Origin of the sequence: Bacillus cereus group sp. BfR-BA-01331 (assembly GCF_022663915.1) — a bacterium.
In the GTDB taxonomy this organism is placed as follows: domain Bacteria; phylum Bacillota; class Bacilli; order Bacillales; family Bacillaceae_G; genus Bacillus_A; species Bacillus_A mycoides.
Genome location: NZ_JAKUGJ010000010.1, coordinates 166694 through 192719 on the forward strand (window position 1 = coordinate 166694; position 26026 = coordinate 192719).

Below are 26026 nucleotides of genomic sequence, written 5' to 3' on the forward strand. Positions count from 1 at the left end.
GTATGCTTATTTAATTGCACCTTTTGTTAATCCTTTTTGTAATTGCTTTTGCCCTAAAAATAATAAAATCAATGTTGGAATGACGATAACCGTAACACCGGCCATTACACTGCCCCAATCAGTTGCAACTTCTTGAGATTGAAGCTGCTTTACACCAATTTGAACCGTTCTTACTTTTTCATCAGTGGTTACTAAAAGCGGCCACAAATACATATTCCACGTTGTTAAAAAGCTATATACTCCAAGAGTAATAAAACTCGTTTTACAATACGGCATTACTACGCTAAATAAAAACCTTACATTTCCAATACCTTCAATAAAAGCAGCTTCTTTCAGTTCATTCGGAAGCGTCATAAAATGTTGACGTAGTAAGAAAATACCGAAAGCTGTTGCAAAAAACGGCACCGTCATCCCAGCAAAACTATTAATCCATCCGAAGTTTTGAATCGTTAAAAAGTTCGGTACCATCGTTGCTTCCCACGGAATAAGCATTGTTGAAATAAACAAGAAGAAAATTAAGTTTCTGCCTTTAAACTGAAGAAAAACAAAAGCATAAGCTGCTAAACTGGATACGATAAGTTGTCCAAGCATAACAACTGTCGATACAATTAAACTGTTATATAAGTATGTAAAAAGAGGTACTTTTTGAAAAATATTAATGAAATTATCAAAAGTAAATTGAGTTGGAAATAACCTTCTCATTTGAATATCGTCTGGTGTCATAAAGCTTATTAAAAACGCATACAGTACAGGAAAAAACACCATTACTGCACTAATAATGAGCAGCATGTATAATAGGAAATTTTGTTTCCACTGTTTAACGATCATTTATAATGCACCTTTCTCTCAGCAAACTTAAATTGAATCAATGTAGCAATAAAAATGAAAATAAATAATACCATCGCTTGTGCACTTGCTGTTCCAAATTGATGATTCACAAATGCCTCTTTATAAATCGAGTACACAATTAAATTCGTTGCATCATTTGGTCCACCGTGCGTTAAAATATCAATTTGTCCAAAGCTTTGGAATGCACTAATTAACGTTACTGTCACGATAAAAAATAAAGTTGGTGATAGCATCGGTAATGTAACGCGGCGAAGCTTATATAAATAACTAGCACCATCTATAGATGCACTCTCATATAAAGACGTATCAATATTTTGTAAACCACCTAATATAACTAAAAATGCAAATCCTGTATTCACCCAAACCGTTGTAACCGATACAGAAAACAGTGCCCATTCTGGACTCGTTAACCATGCGATTGCAGGAAGATTCATAGAGGCTAATATATTATTAAATAACCCTACACTTGGATGAAATAAAAATAGCCAAATCACTGCACTAGCAGCTACTGATATTCCCATCGTTGAAGAAAACAGTACTCGGAATAACCCGATCCCTCTTACTTTTTCATTTGCAATTAATGCAAGAAATAAGGCGAATACAATGCTAGTAGGAACTGTATATAAAACAAATAATAAAGTTGACTTTATACTTTTGTAGAAAGCAGGATCCGAAAATAAATATTGATAATTTTCTAAGCCAACGAAAAGATTAGCTTCTCCGTGTATATCTGTTAAATAAAAGCTATAGTAGATCGTCCTAAACAATGGATAGAAAAGAAAAATTGAAAATAACAAAATAGATGGCGCCAAAAACAATAATCCTATTCTTAAATCTTTCGTTCTGCCCCATAAACTCTTCTTTTTTGACACTGTTGTTTGAACTGGTAACTTACCTACTTCAATCATTATTTCGCCACCACTTTCAACTCTTCTTCAGCCACCACTTTTAATCGTTCATTCTTATTTTGATGAAAGAAGCATAGTTTTTCTTGCGAGAATAATAATTTTACTTTGTCACCTTTGTTCAGGAGTAACTGTCCGATGACTTTCGCACTCCAAGTTGTTCCATTTACCGCAAAGTTTAATATAGATTCATTCCCTAATACTTCTACAGATTGCAGCGTCACTTCTTGTCCTTCCTCAGACAGTGCAATATGCTCAGGACGCATACCTATTCGAATAGTTCCTTCTGGTAATTGCTTTAGCTGTCCAATAGATAATGGGATTTGCAATTGCCCTATATGTAATATGCCTTTTTCTTTATCCACTTCCCCATCATTTATATTCATAGAAGGAGAACCTATAAAACTTGCAACAAATTCGTTTGCTGGTTCGTTATATATATCAAGCGGTGTTCCAACTTGTTGTATACTTCCTTTATTTAAAACCATAATACGATCTCCCATAGTCATTGCTTCTATTTGATCGTGAGTAACGTAAATCATCGTAATTCCTAATCGTTGCTGAATTTCTCTAATTTCAATCCTCATCTGTGCACGTAATTTCGCATCTAAATTCGAAAGTGGTTCATCCATTAAACAAATCGGTGCTTGACTGACGATGGCCCTAGCAAGTGCAACACGCTGTCTTTGCCCGCCTGATAATTGGCCCGGTTTCATTTTCACATACTCTTTCAGTCCTACCATTTCAATAGCTTCCATTAATCGCTTTTGTCGCTCTTCTTTTTGTACCTTCCTTACCTTAAGTCCAAATAAAATATTTTCTTCTACAGTTAGGTGTGGATATAATGCATAATTTTGAAATACCATTGATAGATTACGGTCTTTCGGCTCTAAATCATTTGCAACATGTTCATTAATAATTAAATCTCCCGAAGAAATTTCTTCTAAACCAGCCAGCATTCGTAATAATGTACTTTTTCCACATCCCGAAGGTCCAACTAAAACAAAAAATTCTCCTCTTTTAATATGAACCGATACGTCTTTAACTGCTGTCTCTTCCGCATTTTTATATACCTTTGAAACATTTTTCAATTCAATCACAAGGTTGCACTCCTTTTTTCTTCTTGTATCCACACTTCATAATGACTCGTTGAAATTGCACTTGCTCCTGCACGAATTGCGATTTCTGCATCCTCTCGCGTTTGAATCAATCCGCCTGCAATAATAGGGAATTTTATTTCCTCCGCTAGCTGTTTAATAATAGAAGGCATAATGCCAGGCATAATCTCTACTGCATTCGGTTTAGTCGTTTTACAATTTTCAATTGATTTTGTAAGAGATAAAGTATCAACAATAAAAATGCGTTGAATCGTTTTCAATCCAATTTTATTGGCATTTCGAATTGTCGATCCCTTTGTCGAAATAATACCTTGTGCTCCGATAACATCTTGAATATATAAAAGTGCTTCCTCTGTGTTCGTATTTAAGCCTTGTATAAAATCACAATGAAGAAATACATCGTGTCCATGTTTCTGTAGTTCATATACACGCTCTGGTAACTCCAGCATTGAACCAGTCATAAGAAAAACTGTTTTCGGTAATTTTTTGTATGTTTTGTACCCTTTCCAATCCTTTATCATCGCAATATAAGGTTCTTTAAACATTTATTCCACCTAGCTTTTCTATTTTTATCCAAACTAAAAACACCTACTTACATAGAACACCTTTCTCCTTATTTGAACTCTAGGGAATAGAGCACACTTAAGAAAGCGGCACGTTATATGTAAGCGGGTGTTCTCAAATGTTCTCTACCCTAGTTATTTTGTTACCTTTACTATATTACGCATTTATTAAGTCAGTTTTGATAAATTGTTAATTAGATGTTAATCGAATGTTAATATTCACCATATTACCTTTACAATAATCTAGATATACGAATAAACTCCAACAGCAAACAACTGTGTTTAAAATTTAAGTGATATGCAAATTCATTCCATAATTAATCAATTCTAGTTTTCTTGCCACTGCTTGCGAAGCAAAGTTATCCCAAGAAGTACTATAAAGCGGAATGCGCTTTTCCTCTTGTATTGATAGTGCCCAGGCTGTAACGACATCAGCACCATATCCATTCCCTTGAAACTCCACTAAAGTTTCCACACTTGCCTCAGCAGCTACGGGCGTACTTCTGGCACTGCAACATATAGAAACTACCTTTTCATTTTTTACAATTGCAAAATAAGGTTGCCTCCATTCCATCTGTTCTATTAGATTAGAAAATTTTTCTCGCAAAAGCTCTTTATTCTTCTCTGTTATTTGTATTGTTCTAGTTGGCTTATGTAAATTATTAGGGAACATGAAAGCAGGACCCACCCAAATATTCTCCACCGTTCTCTCTTCATTTAATACTTTAATGATCTTTGCTATCTCAATGTGATTTGAGCATTCTCGAATTAATTTCTCAATCTTACTTATCATTTCACCATGCAGTTTATAATGATACCTCGTTATATTCCCTTCACGAGTTCTGCTAAGAAAAAAACGTGGTGCTTTCAGATTTCCATTTTCATTTACACACTTTATTCTTCCTACTTGATTATGAACAAATAAAACTTCTGCTTGAATTGCTATTAACTCAAGTTCTGAAAATCGCATTTATACCCTCCTTAATTACTATTTGTAGCCTTCTCGATATAGCATCCATCCATTTTTTCAAAACAAAAATCCCATTTAAATACACATTACTGAATCCATCATACTAAAATGACTTCTTCATTCTGTCTATCTAAATGGGATTATTTCGTGCTTTTTATTTCTTCAGCTTGTTATTCCGCCAGTTGTGGTTGCGGCTGTACTACTTCATTCGCTCCAGCTATCCTCAACATATTCGCAATATCTTTAAAACCTCTTTTTTCAGCATATTGCAGCGGCGTAATATTTTCCTTATTGGCCATATTTACATCTGCCCCGTGGTCAATAAGCATTTGAATTACTTTCTTATGACTTTCACTACCATTTCCTAATACAATTGCTTCTAATAAAGCTGTTCCACCACGTTCATTCTTATAATTCACATCAATATCTGTATGCTCTAATAATTCTTTAACAACCTCTACATGGCCACGCTCAGATGCAGAAATAAGTGCTGTTCCACCTGACTTAGTCGTTTCCTTCGTATTAACTCCTGCATTAATTAATACTTTTACAATATCCGTATATCCTTCTCTACTTGCATAAAGAAATGGATTACTTTGTTTTTCGTCTTGAATTTCAATATCAGCACCCGCATCAATTAATGCTTTAACTGTCTCTACATGATTTTGATACGTCGCTGCAAGGACAGGCGTTTCTCCGTTGTCACCTTCTACATTGATATTCGCTCCATCTTGGATCAGCTTCATAGCTGTTTCTGTGTCTCCAAGCGTCGCAGAAAGTAGCAACTGTTTGTCCATTAAATTTATACTTTTTTCTTCTTTAGATTCTTCCTGTTCTTTATGCTTTTCTTTTTTCTTTTCGTTTTTCACATGAACCGGTTTTGATTCTGGCTCTTCTTGCTTATCGCAAGCCACTACCGTCATTAAAAGTCCTAATAAAATACATAATAAAATTTTTTGTTTTCTCACAACTACAGCTCCTATGAAAGATAATGTTTTCTTAACCATTCCTCCATCACATACAATAACTCTTCTTGAGTACATTTATCCATAAGCCCTTTAGATTCCTTCTTTAATCGGATTATCTTAAACTTATACTATGTTTCTCAACCTATTGGAATGATACGCCTGATGGCCTCATCATTAACATTATGAAGCAATTAGTTTAGCACGTTTTTACCGCATTTGTATACATTTCTAAAAAGTACATAAAGTGAAACTTTAATCAGTGGGGGTTGTTCATCCCCCACTGATTATTAGTTGAACCAATCGGGCATTTACGGGCAGTTGATCTCCCACCTAACTTCTTCGCTCCAGCCACATTTTGAGGTGGGAGTTTTACTGCCCGGCAAATAGCGGGGTAAATGATTGCTTTAGTTTACTATATTCCATTGTAACCGTTCTTCTAAAATTTTTACACCTTTTCTATATTTGCACCTGAGTAATAATAGAAAAAGACAACTATATAGTTGTCTTTTTCTATTATTAATGATGCCCACCGTGATTCCCTGTTTTCGGTTTTCCCATCATCTCTTTATTCATTTCCCATTTATGCTCTGATAACTCTTTATACGAAAGAACTTTCCCCTTATAGTTAGATACAAAACTCTCTGCATCTTTTTTATTTTTAAATGAAATGACATTATAAGCCATCGGTGTCGTTATTGTTTTATCATATACGTAAGTAGCATCTTCCAACGAAACCCAATCTTTCGAATCATAATCTCGAACAAATTTTTCTTTCGTCTTTTCACCTGAATTGATCTCCATCCATTTATACATGCAACCAATATCATCAAACTTTAATGCTTTTCCATTTTCTAAAATAATTTCGGTTGCGAATTGATTATCGATTACCCCAATTTGGCAAATGTCACACTTATCATTTTTCTCATTAATCGCAACAGCTGTTAGTTCTTTTTTCCCACATCCTACTATCGTAAATATGAAACATAAACATATAGCAAGTACGACATATTTTACTTTCATCAATATTCCTCCCTAGAAACCGTATACTCCACGAAAAGAATACCAAAAGGTTGTGTGAGATTTGTGAAAAAACAATGTTCTTTTTGTAATATATGGAACAAAAAAGAGATGTGCAGTTACTTCTACACATCTCTCATCATTCACAACCAGTAATTAATAAATCATCTTCTAACTTAACTAATAATGTGTCCGTATCAATGTTTTGTCCAACTTCTACATTTACTAACCTTATATTCCCACTGATCCCTACCCCGATTTTCTCAAGCTCACCATCGTGCTTTCGAATCATCATTAATTTTTCCCATTCATATACGTAAGAGGATTCATTAATAAAAATCTCCTCTACTTTTCCTTTACACGAACTATAAATTTCTTCTATTCTTGTTTGCATTCAAAATCTACTCCCTACTTCACGCTTCGCTATTTCTATCTTATTCTACCATTCTTGCATACAGGCATTTATCTTTTTAAAAATTCAAAATTACCCTGTGAACAAAATGATCAAAATAAAGATTATGCTTCTAATGATGTTATTTTTCAAATTATTTACCATTCCAATTGAACCTTTTATTATAAACAAAAAACCTTTTATCTGAATTTTTATTTTATTTTGAAAGCGTAATCATTTTTTTGGAGGGGGAGATTACATGTTAGCATTACTCGGATTTACAATGGTATTTGTCTTTATGTTTTTGATTATGACGAAACGTATGTCTGCATTAGTAGCATTAATATTAGTTCCAATTATTTTCGCATTAATTGGTGGCTTTTATGCCAATATGGGCCCGATGATGTTAGAAGGAATTCAAAAGCTAGCACCTACTGGTATTATGCTTATGTTCGCCATTTTATATTTCGGAATTATGATTGATAGCGGTTTATTCGATCCTGTTATTAGTAAAATTTTAAAATTTGTAAAAGGTGATCCTTTAAAAATTGTTGTTGGTACAGCTATTCTTACTATTATCGTTTCATTAGATGGTGACGGAACAACAACATATATGATTACAGTTTCCGCAATGTATCCACTATATAAACGTCTTGGGATGAATCCACTTATATTAGCTGGGGTTGTTATGTTAGGGGCAGGTGTTACCAATCTTACACCTTGGGGTGGACCAACTGCTCGGGTTATGAGTGCTCTTGGACTTGATGCATCAGAGCTCTTCACACCACTTATACCAGGAATGATTGCTGGTGCAATTTGGGTAGTTTTCGTTGCCTACTATCTTGGAAAAAAAGAAAGAAAACGTTTAGGAATTATGGATGTCCAATATTTAAAACACATGCAAACAATGGATGAGCAAGCTGCGACAGTCGAAGCTGAAATACATAAACGCCCGAAACTGCTATGGATTAACTTTTTATTAACTGTTGCCCTACTCGTCTGTCTCATACTAGAAATTATGCCGTTACCTGTGTTATTTACAGTCGCTTTTGCTATTGCGGTGATGATTAATTATCCAAGCTTGGAACAACAAAAAGAACGTATTGCCTCTCACGCTGGAAATGTATTAGCGGTTGTTTCTCTCGTCTTTGCCGCTGGAATTTTCACTGGTATTCTATCAGGGACAAAAATGGTAGATGCAATGGCTCAAAGTGTAGTGACTCTTATACCAGATGCTCTTGGACCACAACTACCAATTATTACAGCTCTTCTTAGTATGCCGTTCACATTTTTCATGTCCAATGATGCTTTTTACTTCGGTGTACTACCCATTTTAACAAAAGCTGCCGCTGCTTACGGAATTAGTGCAGCAGAAATGGGACGTGCTTCGTTACTCGGTCAACCTGTTCACTTACTGAGTCCCCTCGTTGCTTCCACTTATTTATTAGTCGGAATGGCCAAGGTTGATTTTGGTGAACACCAACGATTCACTTTACTTTGGGCTGTTGGAACGACAATGGTTATGTTGATTACTGGAATTGTAATTGGAATTATTCCAATATAAGATGAAACTAGAAAAAACAGTAGAGGAAATGTAATAATCCTCTACTGTTTTTATTGTTGTAAAAATCCCCTATGAAGAAACGCGGAAATACCTTCTTTCTGGCCTTCCCACACTTCCATATATAAGCTCCGCATGCACTTTCTTTCCAGAGATCAAATACTCTAAATAGCGCCTTGCAGTTGATCGGCTTACACCTACCATTGAACTTAGTATCTCTGCAGTAATTCCCTCTTCATTAATAGTTAGCATATGCTTTTTTATTTTTGCTAACGTTAAAGGGTCGATTCCTTTTGGCGCATATTCTATTGGATTTGCCTGTACCCCTCTTTGGGACCATAGATGTTCAATCTGTTCTGAAGATAATTGAGCATTTTTCTTTAACTTCGTAATCTTCTTTTGATAACTTTCTAAACTTGTTTTAAACCGATCAAATGTAAGTGGCTTTACGATATAATCTGTTACCCCGCCTCGTAAAGCATGCCGCACTACATCCGTCTCTGATGCGGCTGTGATCATAATAATATCTGTATCATGCAAATTATGCCTAATATATGTGACGAGTTCTGTCCCTTGCATGTCAGGTAAATATACATCTAATAAAACGAGTTGTGGCTTTACAAATTCTAACCATTCCTTCGCCTGTTCTCCAGTCGTTGCTGTTCCAATTACTTTAAACCCCTCAATTTTTTCCGTAAAACGACGATGAATTTCCGCAATCCGAATATCATCTTCTACAATTAATACTTCAATCCCCTCATTCATTACAATTCGCCTCTCTCTTTCGGTAATGCAATGATAAATAAAGCACCACCTAAATCCCCTTTTTCAATCGCAATACTCCCGTTTAAATCTTCTACTAACTCTTTCACTTTTGCTAATCCATACCCACGTTTTTCGCCCACTTTCGTCGAAAAATCTTTATAGAATATACTTGTAATTATTTCATCATGAACACCTTGTCCTGAATCTTCTACTTCAATTAATATTTCTTCCCCAATGTCTGTTACAAACATTCTTACTTTCTTATTATGCTCGTGATTTCTTTCAATTGCTTCAAATGCATTCGTAATCAAATTCCCTAAAATAGAAACAACGTAATTACTCTCAATATGCGGACTTAACTCTTCTAAACTACTTTCCCGATCTAACATAAAATCAATCTTCAACTCTCGCGCCCTATTATAAAATCCAATTAAAATCCCACCTAACCATGGATTTTGAATTCGTTTCATAATAAATTGAACGAACTCTTGATATACTGCCGTTTCCTTATGAATAAGCTCTAAAGCATCTTCATAAGACTCTAATTGAATAAGACCTGAAAGCGTATACAACAAATTGTTATATTCGTGTGTTTGCGCCCGTAATGCCTCTGTATATTGCCGTGTTTGAGATAATTCCGCTGTTAATTGATCCATTTCAGATTTCAAGCGCAAGCTGGATACTACACCAGTTACTTTATTATTAACTTTAATAGGTAGGCGATTGGCAATAACATCCTGCCCCTTTATATTTAATTGGCGATCAAATTGTTCTTCTCCGGTTTGAAGCACATCCAGTATCGATGAATTAGGAATAACATCTAAAATAAATTCTCCCATTATATTTTGTTGTTTATCTAAAGAAAGGATATCGTATGCCGCTTGATTTACTAAACTAACCATTCCATTTTTATCGATTACTACAATCCCTTCACGTACAGATTGAATAACTGTACTATGCTCCTCGTATAAAGATGAAATTTCTTCTGGCTCCATTCCAAACATCATCCGCTTAATACTTTTTGCTAAATATACAGAGCCCATTATCCCAATTAACAGACCTGTTATTGTAATCCAAAACACACGCTTTCCATACACTTCTATCGCTCCATGAATATCATCCATTGAAAAACCAACAGATACTACACCAATAATTTCATTATCCTGATTACGAATCGGTACTTTTCCACGTAGTGAAGGCCCTAATGATCCCGTTGCTTTCGAAACATAAGATTCCCCTTCTAATAGAACCCCTTCATTATCTCCGCCAACCATTCTCTCTCCTATTTTATCTCGCTTAGGATGCGCATAACGAATACCATCTTTATTTCCAACTACAATAAAATCAGCATCTGTTTCGATTCGAATTTTTTCTGCAATTGGCTGAATAATAGAAGCTGGATTTTCTTTTTGAAAAGCTTCCCCGATTTCCGGTATAGCAGCAACTGTTTTCGCAACATGCAGCGCTCTTTTTCCGATTTGGTCTTCTACTGTTTCAGATAATATGTAGTAAAATAAATAACTCGTTAACAGCAGTACAGCAAGAATAAGTGTACTAATAGTTAATGTAATTCTCGGTTGCAGTTTCAATTTCTTCAATTTCAAAATCATTCCCCTAACATGGCTAAAGATAGAATTTAAAGAAAATACAGTCTTTTCAATTATCACCTTTTATCATAACACGGTTACTATATATTTCTTTATCTTTATCTTCATAAAGTGAAACTTTAATCAGTGGGGGTTTTGTTCCTCCCCCACTGATTATTAGCCTTCACCAATCGGGCATCTACGGGCCGCCCGACTCCCACCTAACTTCTTTGCTCCAGCCGAATTATGAGGTGGGAGTTTTACTGCCCACAAATAGCGGGATAAAAAAAGAAACGAAGTAAAATTACTACCTCGTTTCTTAATGCTTGTTATTACACTTTAAATTTACCAATCATCTCTTGTAATTCTTCAGCCATTCGCGATAAGTGAACTGCTGCTGAATTTATTTCTTCTACTGAAGCTACTTGTTCTTCAGAGGAGCCAGCAATATTTTGAACGCTTGCTGCATTTTCTTCAATCGTTGCTGCAATTTCATTAATAGATGCACTTACTTGTTTTGTATCTATCGTCATTCGCTTCGCTACATCTACCATACTATCAATTTGTACAACTGTATCATTTGTAGATTTCAATATTTCTACAAAGCTTTGCTTCGCCTCATTTGCAACTACAAGCCCTGATTGTACCTCTGTCCCAACTTGATTCATAGAACTTACAGTTTCTTTTATATCAAATTGTATCTCTTTCACTAACTTTCCAATTTCCGTAGAAGACTGTCCCGATTGTTCCGCTAGTTTACGTACTTCATCTGCTACAATTGCAAAACCTCTTCCTTGCTCTCCAGCTCTTGCAGCCTCAATTGCAGCATTTAATGCTAATAAGTTTGTCTGCTGTGCAATATGTTGAATCACTTCTAGAATAGCTCCAATTTGCTTCGACTTATCATCTAATAAAGAAATGACTTCGTCTGACTGTGACACAGACTCATGAATTAATTGCATTTGATTCACAGTTTGTTCAACTAACTTTCCACCACCTTCAGCTTTTTGCTTCGTATACATAGATGCTGTGGACACTAATGAAGAGCTATCCGCAACACGCTGAATTCCTTCTGTAACTTCTTCTAACAAAGTCGCTCCTTCTTCAACTTCCCGCGTTTGTATTTCTGCCCCACTCGATACTTGTTCCATCGCCCTTGTAATTTGTTCCGTCGCTTCACTTGCTTGCTTCATACTAGCTGTTAATTCTTCCGAAGAAGCTGCTACATGACCAGCTGAAGTATTAATATTTGAAATTACATCATGTAATGATGCCGCCATCTCATTAAAGCTTTCACCTAACTGACCAATTTCATCTCTTGAACGAACAGTAATTGACTCCGTTAAGTCACCTTCGCTAATTTTCCTCGCTGATATAACAAGTTGTTTTAACGGTTTAATAATAGATGCGATTATGAAGTAAATTACAATCCCACCAATTATTAATGAGATACCAATAACAGTTAATGTTTTATAGAAAATAGGTTCAGCCGCTTCAATTATTTCTTTTGAAGGCATAATTCCTGCTATTTTCCATCCGGTTTGCTTATTTGTTTTAAAAGTGATATTGCGATCCTCGCCATCTAATGAAAATTGAAAATCACCTGTTTCTTGTTTATACAGTTCCTTTTCAAGTTTCTCTTCTACCTTTTCCCCTGGCTTCAGCGTTGGATGTGCTACCACATTTTTATCCTGATCAAAAATTGCAACATACCCTTCTTTACCGATATTAACCATTTTTGAAGTATTTACAATATCATTAATAATTAAATCAATACCGAGAACGCCACTTTTATCTTCATTTTGTTTTGCTATTGTAACAACAATATTTCCTGTCGTTTTTGATTTATATGGAGCTGTGATAATTACTTCACCACTTTTTTTCACTGCCTCTTTATACCAATCTCTTTCTGTAGGATTATACCCTTCTGGCATTTGAATTACCGGTGATTGAATAAATTGTCCATTACTAGATCCAGTATAGATTGCTTCCATTTCTGGATGTAATTTATTATATTCTTCTAATTTATTTTGCACGTTTTGAAGCTGATCTGCTTGATAGCTCGCTCCAGTGAATAATTTTGTAAAATATGCTGCGTCTACTTTCTTACTATCTAACTCTTTATTAATTACATTATTTAAAACCTTCACGTTATCTTTTGCTGATTGCAAAATTGTTTCATTAAAATTTGTCTTCGCCTGCTGATAAGACGTCCAACCAATTACAATACTTGGAAGAATTAAAATAATAATAAATGATACAAGTAACTTTGTTTTTAAGCTTCTACTCCTTAATTTTCCTTGAAACATATTCCTACCCCTCCATACCGTTTTAAATGCAATTGTTTTACATTTAATCTTTTTATACAAATCATACGATTTAAATGTATTGATGAGACCCTCTTTCTCTTTTCCCTCATCTTTCTCTACATTTAAAGTATTGTTACATACCTTTTTCATTCTATAGAATTTAAATAATTAAAACAATATATAAAAATGTACATTATTCGAAATATTACATTTCACGAAAGAACCTCTAGTATCCCATTTACTAGAGGTTCTTTTCATCTTGCTATTCTTTATCTTTGTTTATTTCTTTCTTCTCATCTTCTACTACTGATACTACAGGTTTATCATTTGATAGTTGTTGCACGGCACCTTTTCCAGCGAATCCTTCTAGTAATTCTTTTAAATCAATACCAGAAGAGGCTTTTAAAGTTTCTTGCATTGTTGCCATTAAATCTGTCGCATACCCTGCAACTTTTCCGGCGCCGCTATTCTTTCCACCACCGCCTGTATCAACGACTGTAATTTTATCAATGTTGCTAAGCGGACTCGCAATTTCTTTCGCATAACTTGGAAGCATTTTAAGAACCATATCCATAATCGCGGCTTGCCCATATAATTCAAATGCTTCTGCAATTTTTTGTTTCGCTTCTGCTTCTGCTAAACCTTTTAACCTAATAACATCTGCTTCCGCTGTACCTTGCGCCTTTTGTACTTCTGCCTTTGCCTGACCTTGTGCTTTTTCAATTTCTGCTTTTGCTAAACCTTCTACACGAACTTCTTCTGCACGTGCTCTTGCTTCTGCTTCAATTTTATATTGATCCGCATCTGCTTTTTTCATTTGTTTTACTTTTTCTGCTTCAGCTGATTGTTCAACAGCATAGCGATCTGCATCTGCCTTTTTCTTTACTTCTGCATCGTATTGCTTTTCACGACGCGCAATCTCTTTTTCTTCTAACTCAATTTGCTTTTCACGCTCAATGATTTTAACTCGCATTTGCTCTTCTGTAACACCTTGTTGTGCTTTCGCTTGTTGTAATTCATAAGAAAGATCTGCATCTGCACGAGCTTGTTCTTGGTCTCTCTTATAAGATTGTACTTTTAATTCCTTATGTTTTTCAGCTTCAGCGATTTGTGCATCACGTTGATATTCCGCTTCTTTTGCTTCTTTCTCAGCACGAGCTTTTTCAATTCGTGCCTCTTTTTCACGCTCTGCATTTGCAACTGTCGCATCACGCTTAACCATTGCAATTTGCGGCTGACCAAGTGCATCTAAGTAACCGTTTTTATCCATTATTTCTTTAATTGTAAAGGAAACGATGCGAAGTCCCATCTTCTTCAAATCAGTAGAAGCCACTTCATGCACCTTTTGTGCGAATTGCTCTCTATTACTATAAGCATCTTCTACTGTCATAGAAGATAAAATAGCACGTAGATGCCCTTCTAAAACTTCTTTTGCTTCTACTTTTAACTCTTCCGTTTCTTTTCCTAAATATTGTTCAGCTGCTGTAGAAACTTCTTCAATTGTCGATCCTACTTTAATAATAGAAACACCGTTTACTGTAATCGGTACACCTTGTTTCGTATACGTATCACGTGTTCCAACTTCTAATTTGTAGTTTAATAAGCTAAGAAGTTCTGCTCGTTGCATAATTGGAACAACGAAAGTACCACCACCGCGGATAATCTTAATCTTCTTTCCATCATCAGTGATAACAACATTCTTTCCACCACCAAGCCAGTTCCCTGTTACAATTAATGCTTCATCTGGACCAACTGTACGATACTTCGTAATGAATACTAAAATGAGTAGAAGTAAAATTGCGAGTAAAACTCCACCGATAATTAATGGAATCGTCATGTAAATTCCCCCTTATAATTTTGGTTTCTTTAAAGAATAAGCGATGTTTTGTACAAGCAAAACACCATCTTGAACTCCTTCAATAATGACCTCGGTTCCTTGTGAAATATCTTTTTTTCCAATTACTCTAGCTGGTAGTGCATTACTTCCAAATTGGGAGGAGATTAATACTTCACCAAATCCTTCTGTAGGAATTGTAGTAATGACTTCTCCCTTGCATCCAATAAATTCATCCATGCGTTGTACAGTATTTTGTTCCGCTTCTGCAATTGGTTTTAAAATTAGTATTTTCATTATGAAAACACCGATAAAAGATATAGCAAATGAGGACCCAAAAATAACGAGACTATTATAAGAATATAAATATTCTCCTATATAACTAAGTCCACATAACATGGCGAAAAAACTAAGTAGCAACGTTACAACGGATACAGATCCTCCACCAAAGCTAAATATTGATTCAAATATATCTCCAAAGAAGATATAAATGACAGTAAGTATAGTTGCAATTATAAATCCGTATAAATAAATTGTTTCAAGTGGATAACCAAACAAGACCATTTCTTATCCCCCTTTCTTAAACAATCCCTTTTTTGTTATGTGTATGCCCCACCTCTTTCAAAAAATATTAATCTTAATTTTCAGTTATTTACTTTTTAAAGAAAAACCTGTAAGACAGGTCTCTAAAAAAGAACAGGAGAAACCTATTGTGACAGGCTCCTCCTAGTAAATAACCGATATATTGTATATCTATATAATATACTATTTTCCACAAAAAGTAAAGTTAAACATACATTGGAAAAGCACTTATTTTACTGATAATGTGTACGATCCATCGCCATTATCATATTTATATACATACAAGTAATACTTACCTGGTTTTGCATTAAATTTTGCTTCTATATGATTTCCATTAGCTTGACCATAAGCTGCGTAATTTTGCATATCTGATTCATGGTGAAGTACCCATGTCATCCCGATTCCATACTCATTTAAAACAGAAATATCGATATCTTTCGCTGATGCGACATTAAATGTATAAACATCGGTATGATCCCCACCGATAAGGCTACCTTTTATAGTAGTGTTTAACCCAATACGATTTGCTTCCTCTGAACGATTATTTGGTTCAGATTCTGTTAAACTCCCATCTTTAATCGTAACAGTTGTTTCATTTCTGCTCTCTTTACCTTTATCATCTTTTACTCTTAACGCTACTTTATAAGTTCCTTCTCTTTCATATGCATGTACTGGATTAACTTCTGTACTTGTACTTCCATCCCCGAAGTCCCATAAATAAGAAACGATTTTTCCATCTTCATCGTTTGACCCATCACTTTTGAATTGAATTCCTTCTTTTACAAGCCCGTTATAAGGTCCGTTTACATTAACCGTCGGAGCTTTATTTTCTCCGTCATCTTTTGCGATACCGTGGAAGACTACATCATATTCAAATTGATTAGAGCTATTCACACGGTAATTGACGAAATATGCTGTAACAGTTTTGTAGCCACTCCATTCTTTTTGCGTCAATTGTTCTAAAGCCTCATTTACTCTTTTACTCATTGCTTTCCAGTCTTCTGACTCACCTTTTGTTACACTACCTGTAAATGTGCCTTCTAATGTAAATGTATTAAAGAATTGAGATGTATGCTTTGTCATTTTTGTATCTTTCATAGACAACGTTTCACTAATTTCTTTCTTCACTTCTGTTAGTGCTTTTGGTGCATGTTCAGCTAAATAATCATCTGCTACTTCCGGCACATTGTACTTATCTTGATTATCAATTAGCTGCTGCATATACTCTTGATACTCTTGATTTAACTTAGAATCTTTACTTAAAGTCTCACGATACGTATCATAATTTCCCACATCATTCGCACGAATTAAATCTTGAATTTTATCAAACGTTTCAAATTGATGAGTATATAAGTAAGACTGCAATGCGAACGAGTAGTTATAGAAATCCCAAGAACCATATTTAGCAAATAGTGTACGCTCTGCTGTATAACGGCTTGCAGGATCAGATGATAATCCACTAATTATGCTCTTTCTTGGTACAACGTTATTTGTACGAGTAGATCCTGCGAAAAATTCTGCATTCCCTTCTTGGAACCAAGTTAATCTTTCATTTTGATACATATCTCCTCTTCCAAATAAACCGGGAACTTCATATCTCCCTTGAAGATAATGAGTAAACTCATGACGGAATAACTCTTCTAAACTATAAATACTTTGCTCTGGCGTACGCTCATATGTAAAGAATGTGCCTGTCTCTTCAATATAAATCCCACCGTTGTTTGTTTCATATCCGTACAGTTGTCTATTTAATTGATATTCATCTGGAGTGTTATAGATTACTATCGTTAATACATCGTCTGCATTACCTTGTTCTAAAGCCTTGTCATTTCCGATTACGCGGTGATATTGCGCCTTTACTTCCTTCGCAGCCCAATATAATCTCTTAATTTTTTCTTCTGAAACTTTATCCCCAGTTTTAAATACAATAGATCCATCGTCGAATGTATACGTTTTTGGTAAGTATTGCTCTTTTCCCTCCTTACGTATCTTCTCTAAATCTACCGTATTCCCGCTATAATCTTTCCCGTTATAGTTTGTTGTAATTTGTTCTACTGCAACAAAATACGGCTCACTTAAACGCGGGTACATATGCATTGCCTGTGTAACAACCTCTAATCCTTTATTTGGATTACTATGAAACTTACCTAAACGACTAGCAAAATAAATTCCATTATTAACGAGCCATTTATTTTCTGGCGTTACTTCATTTAGAAGAGCAATACGATTTATTTCATTAATAAACCCATCTACTTTTCCATACCACATCGTTTCATTCGCTTCTTTACGAGCCTCATTTAAGTAAGACTGTATATCATAATCAATGCCTTGCATCATATCGTATACAGCTTGTCCTTTCATACGATCGTCTACATATGCATTAAAATTATCATTATATTGTTTTAAAATATTCGATGCGTATTGCACCGTTTCAACATCACTTGATGCATTACTAATTAATTTTCCGTATGCAGATACGACTGTATCTTGCTCATTTGTTCCAAGCTTAAAGTTGGGATTTTTCGCAATAGCTTTTAACGCTGGTAAACATTTGTCCTGGAAGCTTCTTTCATTTAAGTCGCTTAATTCATTATTATAAAATGCAAGATAAAAAGCTGAACGTAACACTTCAGTAAACGTTTGAATTCCTTTTGAATCATCTTTCGTAAATGTACTACCTCTATGAGCTAATTCGTCTATAATTACTTGCATTTTTCCGTTATCTTTATAAAAGGCTTTTGCATCTTCATTAAACTGGAATAAGTCTGTAATTTGGTGCCACTTAATACTGCCTAATGTTTCAATTAATTCTTGATCATTCATTTTGTTTAAATCAGCCATTGAATAGCTTTCTTTAGCTTGCTTTACTGCCGAGTTCTTCGTAATAGATGCTGGTCGCTGTGAAAAATCTCCTACTTTTAAACGTTCTTGAAATGATAATGTTTCCTCGGCTTTAGAAGCGTGTCCGATCTCATCTACTGGTTTTTCAATTCCAACTGGTTTCGAATGCAATACATTATACGGTACCTTTTCTTCTGCTGATACATTCGTTTGAAGTGCCCCTAACGATAGAGCCATTGTACTAATACTAAGCATAACTTTATTAATCTTTGATTTCTTGTTCATATCCTTGTCCCCCTATTTAAATATTCCATCCAAGAATTTAACATAAAATCCAGATACAGAAATATAAAATGCAATATTTCATATTATTTCTTCCTACATTTTGTACATATCGTGAACGCCCTTGCCTTTATCTAACCTCCAATGATTATGAATCTATAGCGATTAAACTGTCCTTTTACACACGATAAAAAAACGAATTTTTTGACAATTAAACCTTTAATTGTTATGATTAATATAATTATTAACTTTATTAAATAAAGGTGGGATTCTATGATAAAAAAAGAGAACAGTGTATTCTATATCTCCATCTTGCTAACAACATTATTCATCATATGGGGAATTACCCCGGCAAGTTGGATACAAGGCTATGATTTACAAAGCGTTACATCTTCTTTAAACTCATTCATTCTCAATAAATTTGGATGGTTTTACTCTCTACTTATGACCTCAATGCTTATTTTAGCTACTTATTTAGCGTTTTCTAAGTATGGATCTATTCGTCTTAGTAAAGATGGAGAAAAACCAAAGTATAGTTATCCATCTTGGCTATCCATGTTGTTTGGGGCAGGAATGGGAATTGGACTCCTCTTTTACGGAATTACTGAACCGATTTCACATTTTACAGATCCATTAACAGGAAAAGCAGGCACAGAAGAAAGCGCCAAGCTCGCTATGCAATATTCATTTTTCCACTGGGGACTCTTTCCGTGGTCACTATACGCGATGGTTGCTTTAACAATTGCATATTTCACGTTCCGCAAACAAAAAGGTAGCACAATTGGTGCTACAGTTACTCCATTATTTAATCGATCGAAAAATTCTCCTATCGGAAAAACAGTCGATATTTTAGCTGTTTTAGCCACAGTATTCGGTATTGTGCCATCTGTTGGGATCGGTGCTCAACAAATCGCCGGAGGATTAAGCTATTTATTCCCTTCTATTCATAACACTTTACTTACACAGCTCGTACTTATCGCCATCTTCGCTGTTTTATATTTAACAAGTGCACAAACTGGCTTAGATCGTGGGATTAAATATTTGAGTAACTTAAATTTCTCTCTTGCAGGTATTTTACTCGTCTCCTTTTTACTTTTAGGACCAACTGTATTTATTATGAAATATTTCACATCTACACTCGGTTCTTATATTGGGGCTTTACCTAGTATGGGATTAAATTTAGGAGCATTTAATGAAAAATCTTCTTCTTGGATTGAAAACTGGACTATTTTTTATTGGGGATGGTGGATCTCTTGGTCTCCATTCGTTGGCACATTCATCGCCCGTATTTCTAAAGGGCGCACAATAAGAGAATTTATTTTTGGAGTTGTATTAGTTCCAACTCTTATCTGTACATTTTGGTTTGCAGTATTTGGCGGTACCGCTATCCATATGGAAATGTTCCAATCGCTTGGAATAGCTGATGAAATCGCAAAAAATGGTACAGAGATTGGATTATTTGCTGTTATTTCACACCTACCATTCTCTACATTTTTAACAATTATCGGGTTAATTTTAGTAGCCACATTTTTCGTTACTTCTGCCGACTCGGCAACATTTGTTGTTTCAATGCAAACGAGTAACGGAAGCTTATCACCGAAAAACAGTTTAAAACTTATATGGGGATTAACAATCGCGATAATTGCAGCTATTTTATTACAAGCAGGAGGACTAAATGCACTACAAATTGCAGCTATAATCGCAGCTCTACCATTTTCTATCGTAGTCGTCCTTATGGTTACTTCGCTCTTTAAAGAGCTGAGAAAGGAAGATGTTAATTCGCAAACAAAAGAAGTTCCGCAAAAGATAAAAAAGGTTATGTAACAATTAGCACCTCTTCTAAATGGGGGTATTCGCTCCTCAGATTAGTCCTGAATCCGTTATTACTGAGAGCGGCAAAGTAAATTAAATAAAACCCATTCGTATGAAATATAATTTTCATACGAATGGGTTTTTACTCTATTATATAGTGCTGTAAACATGCTTTCTCCTCAAAACCTACTTTCTTGTACAACTTCATCGCACGAACATTATTCGTATTCAAACATAGTTCTATCTCTCTCATCCCTTGAAAGGAGAAAATATACTGAATTGCACCTTGTAATAACCGCTCTCCAACACCTTTTCTTCTACTATTTTCAGTGGTTGCAATAAATTCTATATTCGCTTCTTGAAACTCCGGATTTACTTCAATATATACATAACCTTCTAACTTATCATTCTTCATACTTACAAATAATTTATTCGTATCACTTAAACGTTTGATAATTTCATTTCCTTCATAATATGTATTAGGGAAAACATTATTGTGTAAAGTAATAAACTGCTCAAATACTTTTGGTAAAGCTTCTTCTACATTACATATAATACGTTGTCCCGCAATATTATTTAAAATGAGAATACTATGTCGATCTTGTTCTTTAGCATGTAAATCCTTCATTAAGCGGGCACAATTATTATTTTCCACATGATAAAAACCATAAAATTTCTCAATATGAAAAGGCACCTTTTCTATAAGTTCCTTCCACATATGTAAAGCAACTTCTTCCCAATTCTCTGCAATAATAAAAGGCCCCCATATTTCTGCACATTTTTTTACTTCATCCACATCAAATCCTAATACACCTATTATTTTATTATTTTCATAAGTAATAACAAAAGATTGTTCCCAGCCTATATCAGAAAAATCATGGGTAATTGTCTGTAATAACTCCTCTTTCTCATCTCCACAATAACCAACATGATGCGTAGCATCTTTATTTACAGTTGCAATAAATGATGCCACTTCTTCGATTTTCAAAATAGAACTAACATGCATAACCTCTCCTCCTTCTCTAATACATTTACACTTTCCTCATTTATATCCTTCTAAAAAAAGACATCATCATAAGCATATTTCAAAATGAAATCGCCATGATAATGTCTTCTCAAAAACTCATATAATCAATTTACATTATAATAAGATAAAACGTTTTTATTTCTTAAATAATCTCTTTCTAAATACAAACATACTCAGTGCTGAAAGAACTAATGCTACGCCTGAAAGTAACGTTGATGTATTCGCTTGTCCACCTGTTGCTCCTAGCGACTTCTTACTTTCTTCTTGTTTATTAACAACTGGTTTATTTTCTTTCATGCTTTGATTCTCTACTACTTTTTCTGTCACAACCTGATTATTCACGTTTTGTTCTTGAACTACTGTGGCTTGATTTATTTCTTCTTTCGATTTTTCAATTTCTCGTGCTACTTCTTTTTCTTTCGCCCCTTCAACTTCTGTTGTTGGCTCTTTCAATTCTTCTTGCGAGCCTTCAGCTTCTTTTGCTGGTTCTTTTACTTCTTCTTTCGCTCCTTCAACTTCTTTTGTTGGTTCTTTTACTTCTTCTTTCGGTCCTTCAGCTTCTGTTGTCGATTCTTTTACTTCTTCTTTCGCTCCTTCAACTTCTTTCGCCGGTTCTTTCACTTCTTCTTTTGTACCTGCAACTTCTTTCGCCGGCCCTTTTACTTCTTCTTTTGTTTCTTCAACTTCTTTTACCGGCTCTTTTACTTCTTCTTTTGTTTCTTCAATTTCTTTTACCGGCTCTTTTACTTCTTCTTTTGTTTCTTCAATTTCTTTTATCGGCTCTTTTACTTCTTCCTTTATTTCTTCAACTTCTTTTGTTGGTTCTGTCACTTCTTCTTTTTCAACTATATTCTGGATTACTGTTCCGTTAAAGCTTATACTAGTTTCATCCGAATCTAAATCAAATTTATATACCTTTTCACCTGGAGTACTCCATTTCATTACTCCGTTATTAAACGTTCCACCCTCACTTGTTAGTTTAATATTCTCAATAGTTTCTCCTTCTAAGTCATATACCGGAACTTGAATTTCTTCATTTACTTTCGCTTCATTTAAAATGATTTTTTGTCTTCCGGCATCAATTGAAAACCATTGACCTAATTGTATTAACGGCCTTACATCACGAATCTCATTTCCATCTAACTTTAAACTTAGTAGGTCTAACATTGAACCAAGAACTGATACATCTTTAATATGATTATCCGCAAGGTTTAACCACTGTAAATTTTCCAGTGAAGATAACGGCGTTATATCTTCAATTTTATTATGAGATACATTCACGTCTTTCAATTGTTTCAAGTTTGAAATAAACTCAATATTTTTCAACCCTACTCCTTCTAAAGTGAGGTTTTCTAAGTTCGTCATGTATTCTAAACCAGTTAGATCTTTTATCTCTTTTCCTTTTTCTTTAAGTATCTCTAATGTTTTAATCTGTAATAAATCTTCTTTTGTTATAGCGGCATTTAGATTCTCTCTACCAAAATTCTTTTTATTAATATGTTGTTGTAAATTTTTATCAAGAATTACATTTTTACTTTCTGTTTGTTTTTCAACTATACTTTGTATAACCGTCCCATTAAATCTTATTTTACTTTCAGCAGAATTCGTATCTAGTTTAAATTCATATATTTTTTCTCCAGGACTATTCCATTTTATAAACCCGTTATTCAGAGTAGCCTCTTCACTTTTCACATTAATATTTTGAAGTGTTTCTCCTTTAAGATTGTATATTGGAATTTTTATTTCTTCATCCACTCTTGCTTCATCTAAAAAGATTTTTTGTCTTTGAATATCGATATACATTCTTTTTCCTAATTCTTGAACAGGTCTAACATCACGAATTTCATTCGAACCCAGCTTTAAATCATATAAACCTGTTAATTGACTAAGTGGTGTTATATCTGAAATATAGTTTTCCTCTAAATTAAGTGATTGTACAGTAGATAATCTTAATAAAGGTTCGATGTTTTTTAATTCATTTTTAGAAAGGTCTAACTCCACTAACTTTTTCATTGAGGTAATATGCTCGATATTAGTACGTCCATTATTACTTAAAGATAAATTTTTCACATTTTTCAATTGCTCAATCCCAGCAAGATTAACATTACTAATTTGATTATTTGCTACAGTCAAAGTCCTTAAAGTCGTTACTGTAAATAATGGTTTAATATCTTTTATATAATTGCTGTTTAAATCTAACATTTTAATCTTCTTCATTTGACTCAATGGGCTTAAATCTGAAATTTTATTGTTTCTCAAACTTAAAATTTCAACATGCTCTAACTCAGCCAAAGGTCCAATATCTTCGAGTTCACCATACGTTATACTTAATGATTTTAATTGTCTCAACTTCGAGATAAACTGTATATTTTCTAACTTAACTTCTTCTAACGTTAAGTTTTCTAAGTTCGTCATATATTCTAGACCGCTTACGTCTTTTATTCCTTTACTTTTTGCCTCAACGACTATTAAAGATTTAACTTTTAATAAATCTTCCTTAGTTATTGGCGTATTTAGATTCTCTCTATTCAAGTTATATTTATTAATATGCATTTGCAATTGCTTATCTACTATTACATTTGCACTTTCATCTTGTTGATCCACTTTATCCTCTTTATTTTCCTTTTGTTCTTCTGGAACATTGCCTTCTAAACTCAATGTATTTACTTCAAATTGCACTTGATACTTATTATCATAGGCCATTGTTGGAATATAAATATGCATTTGCATATTATACCTCTTTCCTAATTCCCCTACTTCAAACTGAATCACTTTCGTTCCATTTTTCTTTTTATCTTCTGATATTACTTTTACATCATGAAACACACCAGGAGTATGAATATCTTCTGTTTTCAAGTATTTGAAGAAATCACTATCACTTAACGTTGCCGTTACAATTTTCTTCCCATTCTCAATTGTTAATTTCGGATTTTTTATATAAACAGCTGCCATAGACTCTTCATTCGTTTTATCTTTATACGCTTTAATAACAGCATCATATGTACCATCTTCTAAAGCATATCCCGTTTTATTAGCCTCAATTGCTACCGCTGCTAAAGCAGGTGTTGAATACGCAGCAAACGGTAGCGATAACGCCGCAGCGATAATCATCGCATTTATATGTTTTCTTTTAGTTTTTTTCAACTTTACATCTCCTCCAAAATATATAAATCGAAATGTAATCATTTCTCGAATAAATGATAATGATTTTCATTATCGTTGTCAACTAAAAAAATAAAAAGTTTACAAAAAAATAACCCCTTTACAAGGGGTTATGCCATTTTTTCTCCTGATTCTTCTTTAAAAAAGCTTTTCATCGCATGGAATACATCTGCTTTTTGCTTTAAAATATAATATCTGAAATTCTCGTCTTTAATATTTTTATATGCTGACATAAGCGTACTGTGGCGGTTGTACTGATTCACTTCCCCATACCCAAACATATTACACTTCTTCATCAACTCTTCCACAAGCTTTACGCATCTAGCATTATCCGAAGTTAAATTATCACCGTCTGAAAAATGGAATGGATAAATATTATAACGGTCTGGTGAATATTTATTATCGATTAACTCAAGTGCTTTTTTGTATACAGAAGAACAGATCGTTCCGCCACTTTCCCCTTTTGAGAAAAACTCTTCTTCTGTGACGACCTTTGCTTCCGTATGGTGAGCAATAAACTCAATGTCTACGGTTTCATACTTTGTGCGTAAAAATCTTGTCATCCAGAAAAAGAAGCTACGTGCCATATACTTCTCCCATATCCCCATCGATCCACTCGTATCCATCATCGCTAATACAACGGCTTTTGAATCTGGCTTTAACACTTCATTCCAAGTACGGAACTTTAAATCTTCTTGGTGAATTGGATGGAAAGATGCTTTACCACGCATTGCATTTCGTTTATATGCAGATATCATCGTCCGTTTCTTATCAATATTTCCCCATAATCCTGTTTTTCTAATATCATTAAATTCAATATGTTCAATCCGGTTTTCATCCATTTCTTTTCTCTTTAAATTAGGCAGCTCTAACTCTTTGAAAAACGCTTGCTCCAATTCTAAAATTGAGACTTCTGCTTCATAATAATCTTCTCCAGCTGCATCTCCTGCCCCTTGCCCTTTTCCTGGTCCCTTCTGCTTTTGACCACCGGATCCATCTCTTGCAACAACATCACCAACTTTGCTGTCACCGTTTCCTTGCCCAACGTGTTTGTTTTTATCATAATTGTATCTAATCTTATATTCATCTAAAGAACGAATCGGTATTTTCACAACATCCTTTCCATTAGACATAACTATACTTTCTTCTGTTACAAGGTCTGGTAAATTATTTTTGATTGCCTCCTGCACTTTTTCTTGATGGCGTTGTTGGTCGTCATATCCTTTGCGATGGAGGGACCAGTTTTCCTGTGAAATCGTATAATTTGGTTGGTTTTCTTCGCCCATTCCTTTCCCTCCTTACTGTAATTGTCTTCCTCTATGAACAGCAATCTATAAATTTTGTTCTGTAATATGCCAAGCTAGAATATTTGAAAGGTAACTGTCCATCGAAAATCATCCCATAAACATATATAGCGTTTTTCATACAATACTCCGAGCATCCTAAACAAAATTTTGCCACTCACATACTAGGAAGAAATATTC

At 34.4% G+C, this 26026-nt stretch carries 19 protein-coding genes and 1 pseudogene; 2 read left to right on the forward strand and 18 right to left on the reverse strand.

Annotated elements, in window-relative coordinates; translation table 11 throughout:
* Positions 1-6 precede the first annotated feature (6 nt).
* From MR155_RS19145 to MR155_RS19180, 8 genes are all read right to left on the reverse strand, one after another.
* The gene (locus MR155_RS19145; RefSeq protein ID WP_113937864.1) at positions 7-828 is read right to left on the reverse strand and encodes a carbohydrate ABC transporter permease; all 822 of its coding nucleotides are present in this window, start codon (positions 826-828) and stop codon (positions 7-9) included.
* Positions 825-1757, reverse strand: coding sequence for a carbohydrate ABC transporter permease (locus MR155_RS19150; protein ID WP_000573576.1), 933 nt, complete (start codon positions 1755-1757; stop codon positions 825-827). The genes MR155_RS19145 and MR155_RS19150 overlap by 4 nt, the downstream gene beginning before the upstream one ends.
* A complete protein-coding gene (locus MR155_RS19155) occupies positions 1757-2854 on the reverse strand; it encodes an ABC transporter ATP-binding protein (RefSeq protein ID WP_113708913.1) in 1098 nt (365 codons plus the stop codon). Before MR155_RS19155 ends, MR155_RS19150 begins: the two co-directional genes overlap by 1 nt.
* Entirely contained in the window at positions 2851-3417 is a 567-nt protein-coding gene (locus tag MR155_RS19160; protein WP_002010401.1) for a glycerol-3-phosphate responsive antiterminator, read from the reverse strand. The genes MR155_RS19155 and MR155_RS19160 overlap by 4 nt, the downstream gene beginning before the upstream one ends.
* A 307-nt stretch (positions 3418-3724) precedes the next feature.
* Positions 3725-4405, reverse strand: coding sequence for a GNAT family N-acetyltransferase (locus tag MR155_RS19165; protein WP_242310858.1), 681 nt, complete (start codon positions 4403-4405; stop codon positions 3725-3727).
* Positions 4406-4575: 170 nt separating this feature from the next.
* The gene (locus tag MR155_RS19170) at positions 4576-5448 is read right to left on the reverse strand and encodes an ankyrin repeat domain-containing protein (RefSeq protein WP_242310859.1); all 873 of its coding nucleotides are present in this window, start codon (positions 5446-5448) and stop codon (positions 4576-4578) included.
* Between the two features lie 441 nt (positions 5449-5889).
* Positions 5890-6393, reverse strand: a complete 504-nt coding sequence (locus MR155_RS19175) for a nitrous oxide reductase accessory protein NosL (protein ID WP_044444442.1) — start codon at positions 6391-6393, stop codon at positions 5890-5892.
* A 136-nt stretch (positions 6394-6529) separates the two neighbouring features.
* Positions 6530-6784, reverse strand: coding sequence for a hypothetical protein (locus MR155_RS19180; protein ID WP_113937859.1), 255 nt, complete (start codon positions 6782-6784; stop codon positions 6530-6532).
* Positions 6785-7040: 256 nt separating this feature from the next.
* Here MR155_RS19180 and MR155_RS19185 point away from each other — a divergent pair, with 256 nt between their 5' ends.
* Positions 7041-8345, forward strand: a complete 1305-nt coding sequence (locus MR155_RS19185) for a CitMHS family transporter (protein WP_113937858.1) — start codon at positions 7041-7043, stop codon at positions 8343-8345.
* 69 nt (positions 8346-8414) lie between these two features.
* On the opposite strand, the gene MR155_RS19190 is transcribed toward MR155_RS19185, so the two are convergent.
* From MR155_RS19190 to colA, 7 genes and pseudogenes are all read right to left on the reverse strand, one after another.
* Positions 8415-9107, reverse strand: a complete 693-nt coding sequence (locus MR155_RS19190) for a response regulator (protein ID WP_044444439.1) — start codon at positions 9105-9107, stop codon at positions 8415-8417.
* Positions 9107-10717: an ATP-binding protein gene (locus MR155_RS19195; RefSeq protein ID WP_242310860.1), complete on the reverse strand. Its 1611-nt coding sequence runs from the start codon at positions 10715-10717 to the stop codon at positions 9107-9109. Before MR155_RS19195 ends, MR155_RS19190 begins: the two co-directional genes overlap by 1 nt.
* A 308-nt stretch (positions 10718-11025) precedes the next feature.
* Positions 11026-11973: a methyl-accepting chemotaxis protein gene (locus tag MR155_RS32265; protein ID WP_396027172.1), complete on the reverse strand. Its 948-nt coding sequence runs from the start codon at positions 11971-11973 to the stop codon at positions 11026-11028.
* Positions 11965-13152: pseudogene (locus MR155_RS32270) on the reverse strand (HAMP domain-containing protein); the annotation flags it as partial. The pseudogene MR155_RS32270 and the gene MR155_RS32265, both read right to left, overlap by 9 nt.
* 112 nt (positions 13153-13264) lie before the next feature.
* Positions 13265-14839 (reverse strand): flotillin family protein, encoded by a 1575-nt coding sequence (locus MR155_RS19205; protein WP_002029662.1) that lies wholly within the window; start codon positions 14837-14839, stop codon positions 13265-13267.
* Positions 14840-14851: 12 nt separating this feature from the next.
* Entirely contained in the window at positions 14852-15400 is a 549-nt protein-coding gene (locus MR155_RS19210) for an NfeD family protein (RefSeq protein WP_242310862.1), read from the reverse strand.
* A 246-nt stretch (positions 15401-15646) separates the two neighbouring features.
* A complete protein-coding gene (gene colA / locus MR155_RS19215) occupies positions 15647-18544 on the reverse strand; it encodes a collagenase ColA (RefSeq protein WP_242310863.1) in 2898 nt (965 codons plus the stop codon).
* A 270-nt stretch (positions 18545-18814) separates the two neighbouring features.
* Here colA and opuD point away from each other — a divergent pair, with 270 nt between their 5' ends.
* The gene (opuD, locus tag MR155_RS19220) at positions 18815-20365 is read left to right on the forward strand and encodes a glycine betaine transporter OpuD (RefSeq protein ID WP_219300301.1); all 1551 of its coding nucleotides are present in this window, start codon (positions 18815-18817) and stop codon (positions 20363-20365) included.
* Between the two features lie 130 nt (positions 20366-20495).
* Here opuD and MR155_RS19225 read toward each other — a convergent pair whose 3' ends face one another.
* The 3 genes from MR155_RS19225 to yhbH form a co-directional block, all read right to left on the reverse strand.
* Positions 20496-21359, reverse strand: coding sequence for a GNAT family N-acetyltransferase (locus MR155_RS19225; RefSeq protein WP_242310864.1), 864 nt, complete (start codon positions 21357-21359; stop codon positions 20496-20498).
* Between the two features lie 156 nt (positions 21360-21515).
* Positions 21516-24524: a leucine-rich repeat domain-containing protein gene (locus MR155_RS19230; RefSeq protein WP_242310865.1), complete on the reverse strand. Its 3009-nt coding sequence runs from the start codon at positions 24522-24524 to the stop codon at positions 21516-21518.
* 128 nt (positions 24525-24652) lie between these two features.
* The gene (yhbH, locus tag MR155_RS19235) at positions 24653-25828 is read right to left on the reverse strand and encodes a sporulation protein YhbH (RefSeq protein WP_016089393.1); all 1176 of its coding nucleotides are present in this window, start codon (positions 25826-25828) and stop codon (positions 24653-24655) included.
* Between the last annotated feature and the right edge of the window lie 198 nt (positions 25829-26026).

Coding starts and splice junctions, on each gene's coding strand:
- MR155_RS19145 (WP_113937864.1), bottom strand. CDS start 828: ATGATCGTTAAACAGTGGAAACAAAATTTCCTATTATACATGCTGCTC.
- MR155_RS19150 (WP_000573576.1), bottom strand. CDS start 1,757: ATGATTGAAGTAGGTAAGTTACCAGTTCAAACAACAGTGTCAAAAAAG.
- MR155_RS19160 (WP_002010401.1), bottom strand. CDS start 3,417: ATGTTTAAAGAACCTTATATTGCGATGATAAAGGATTGGAAAGGGTAC.
- MR155_RS19165 (WP_242310858.1), bottom strand. CDS start 4,405: ATGCGATTTTCAGAACTTGAGTTAATAGCAATTCAAGCAGAAGTTTTA.
- MR155_RS19170 (WP_242310859.1), bottom strand. CDS start 5,448: ATGTACTCAAGAAGAGTTATTGTATGTGATGGAGGAATGGTTAAGAAA.
- MR155_RS19175 (WP_044444442.1), bottom strand. CDS start 6,393: ATGAAAGTAAAATATGTCGTACTTGCTATATGTTTATGTTTCATATTT.
- MR155_RS19180 (WP_113937859.1), bottom strand. CDS start 6,784: ATGCAAACAAGAATAGAAGAAATTTATAGTTCGTGTAAAGGAAAAGTA.
- MR155_RS19185 (WP_113937858.1), top strand. CDS start 7,041: ATGTTAGCATTACTCGGATTTACAATGGTATTTGTCTTTATGTTTTTG.
- MR155_RS19190 (WP_044444439.1), bottom strand. CDS start 9,107: ATGAATGAGGGGATTGAAGTATTAATTGTAGAAGATGATATTCGGATT.
- MR155_RS19195 (WP_242310860.1), bottom strand. CDS start 10,717: ATGATTTTGAAATTGAAGAAATTGAAACTGCAACCGAGAATTACATTA.
- MR155_RS32265 (WP_396027172.1), bottom strand. CDS start 11,973: ATGGCGGCATCATTACATGATGTAATTTCAAATATTAATACTTCAGCT.
- MR155_RS19205 (WP_002029662.1), bottom strand. CDS start 14,839: ATGACGATTCCATTAATTATCGGTGGAGTTTTACTCGCAATTTTACTT.
- MR155_RS19210 (WP_242310862.1), bottom strand. CDS start 15,400: ATGGTCTTGTTTGGTTATCCACTTGAAACAATTTATTTATACGGATTT.
- colA (WP_242310863.1), bottom strand. CDS start 18,544: ATGAACAAGAAATCAAAGATTAATAAAGTTATGCTTAGTATTAGTACA.
- opuD (WP_219300301.1), top strand. CDS start 18,815: ATGATAAAAAAAGAGAACAGTGTATTCTATATCTCCATCTTGCTAACA.
- MR155_RS19225 (WP_242310864.1), bottom strand. CDS start 21,359: ATGCATGTTAGTTCTATTTTGAAAATCGAAGAAGTGGCATCATTTATT.
- yhbH (WP_016089393.1), bottom strand. CDS start 25,828: ATGGGCGAAGAAAACCAACCAAATTATACGATTTCACAGGAAAACTGG.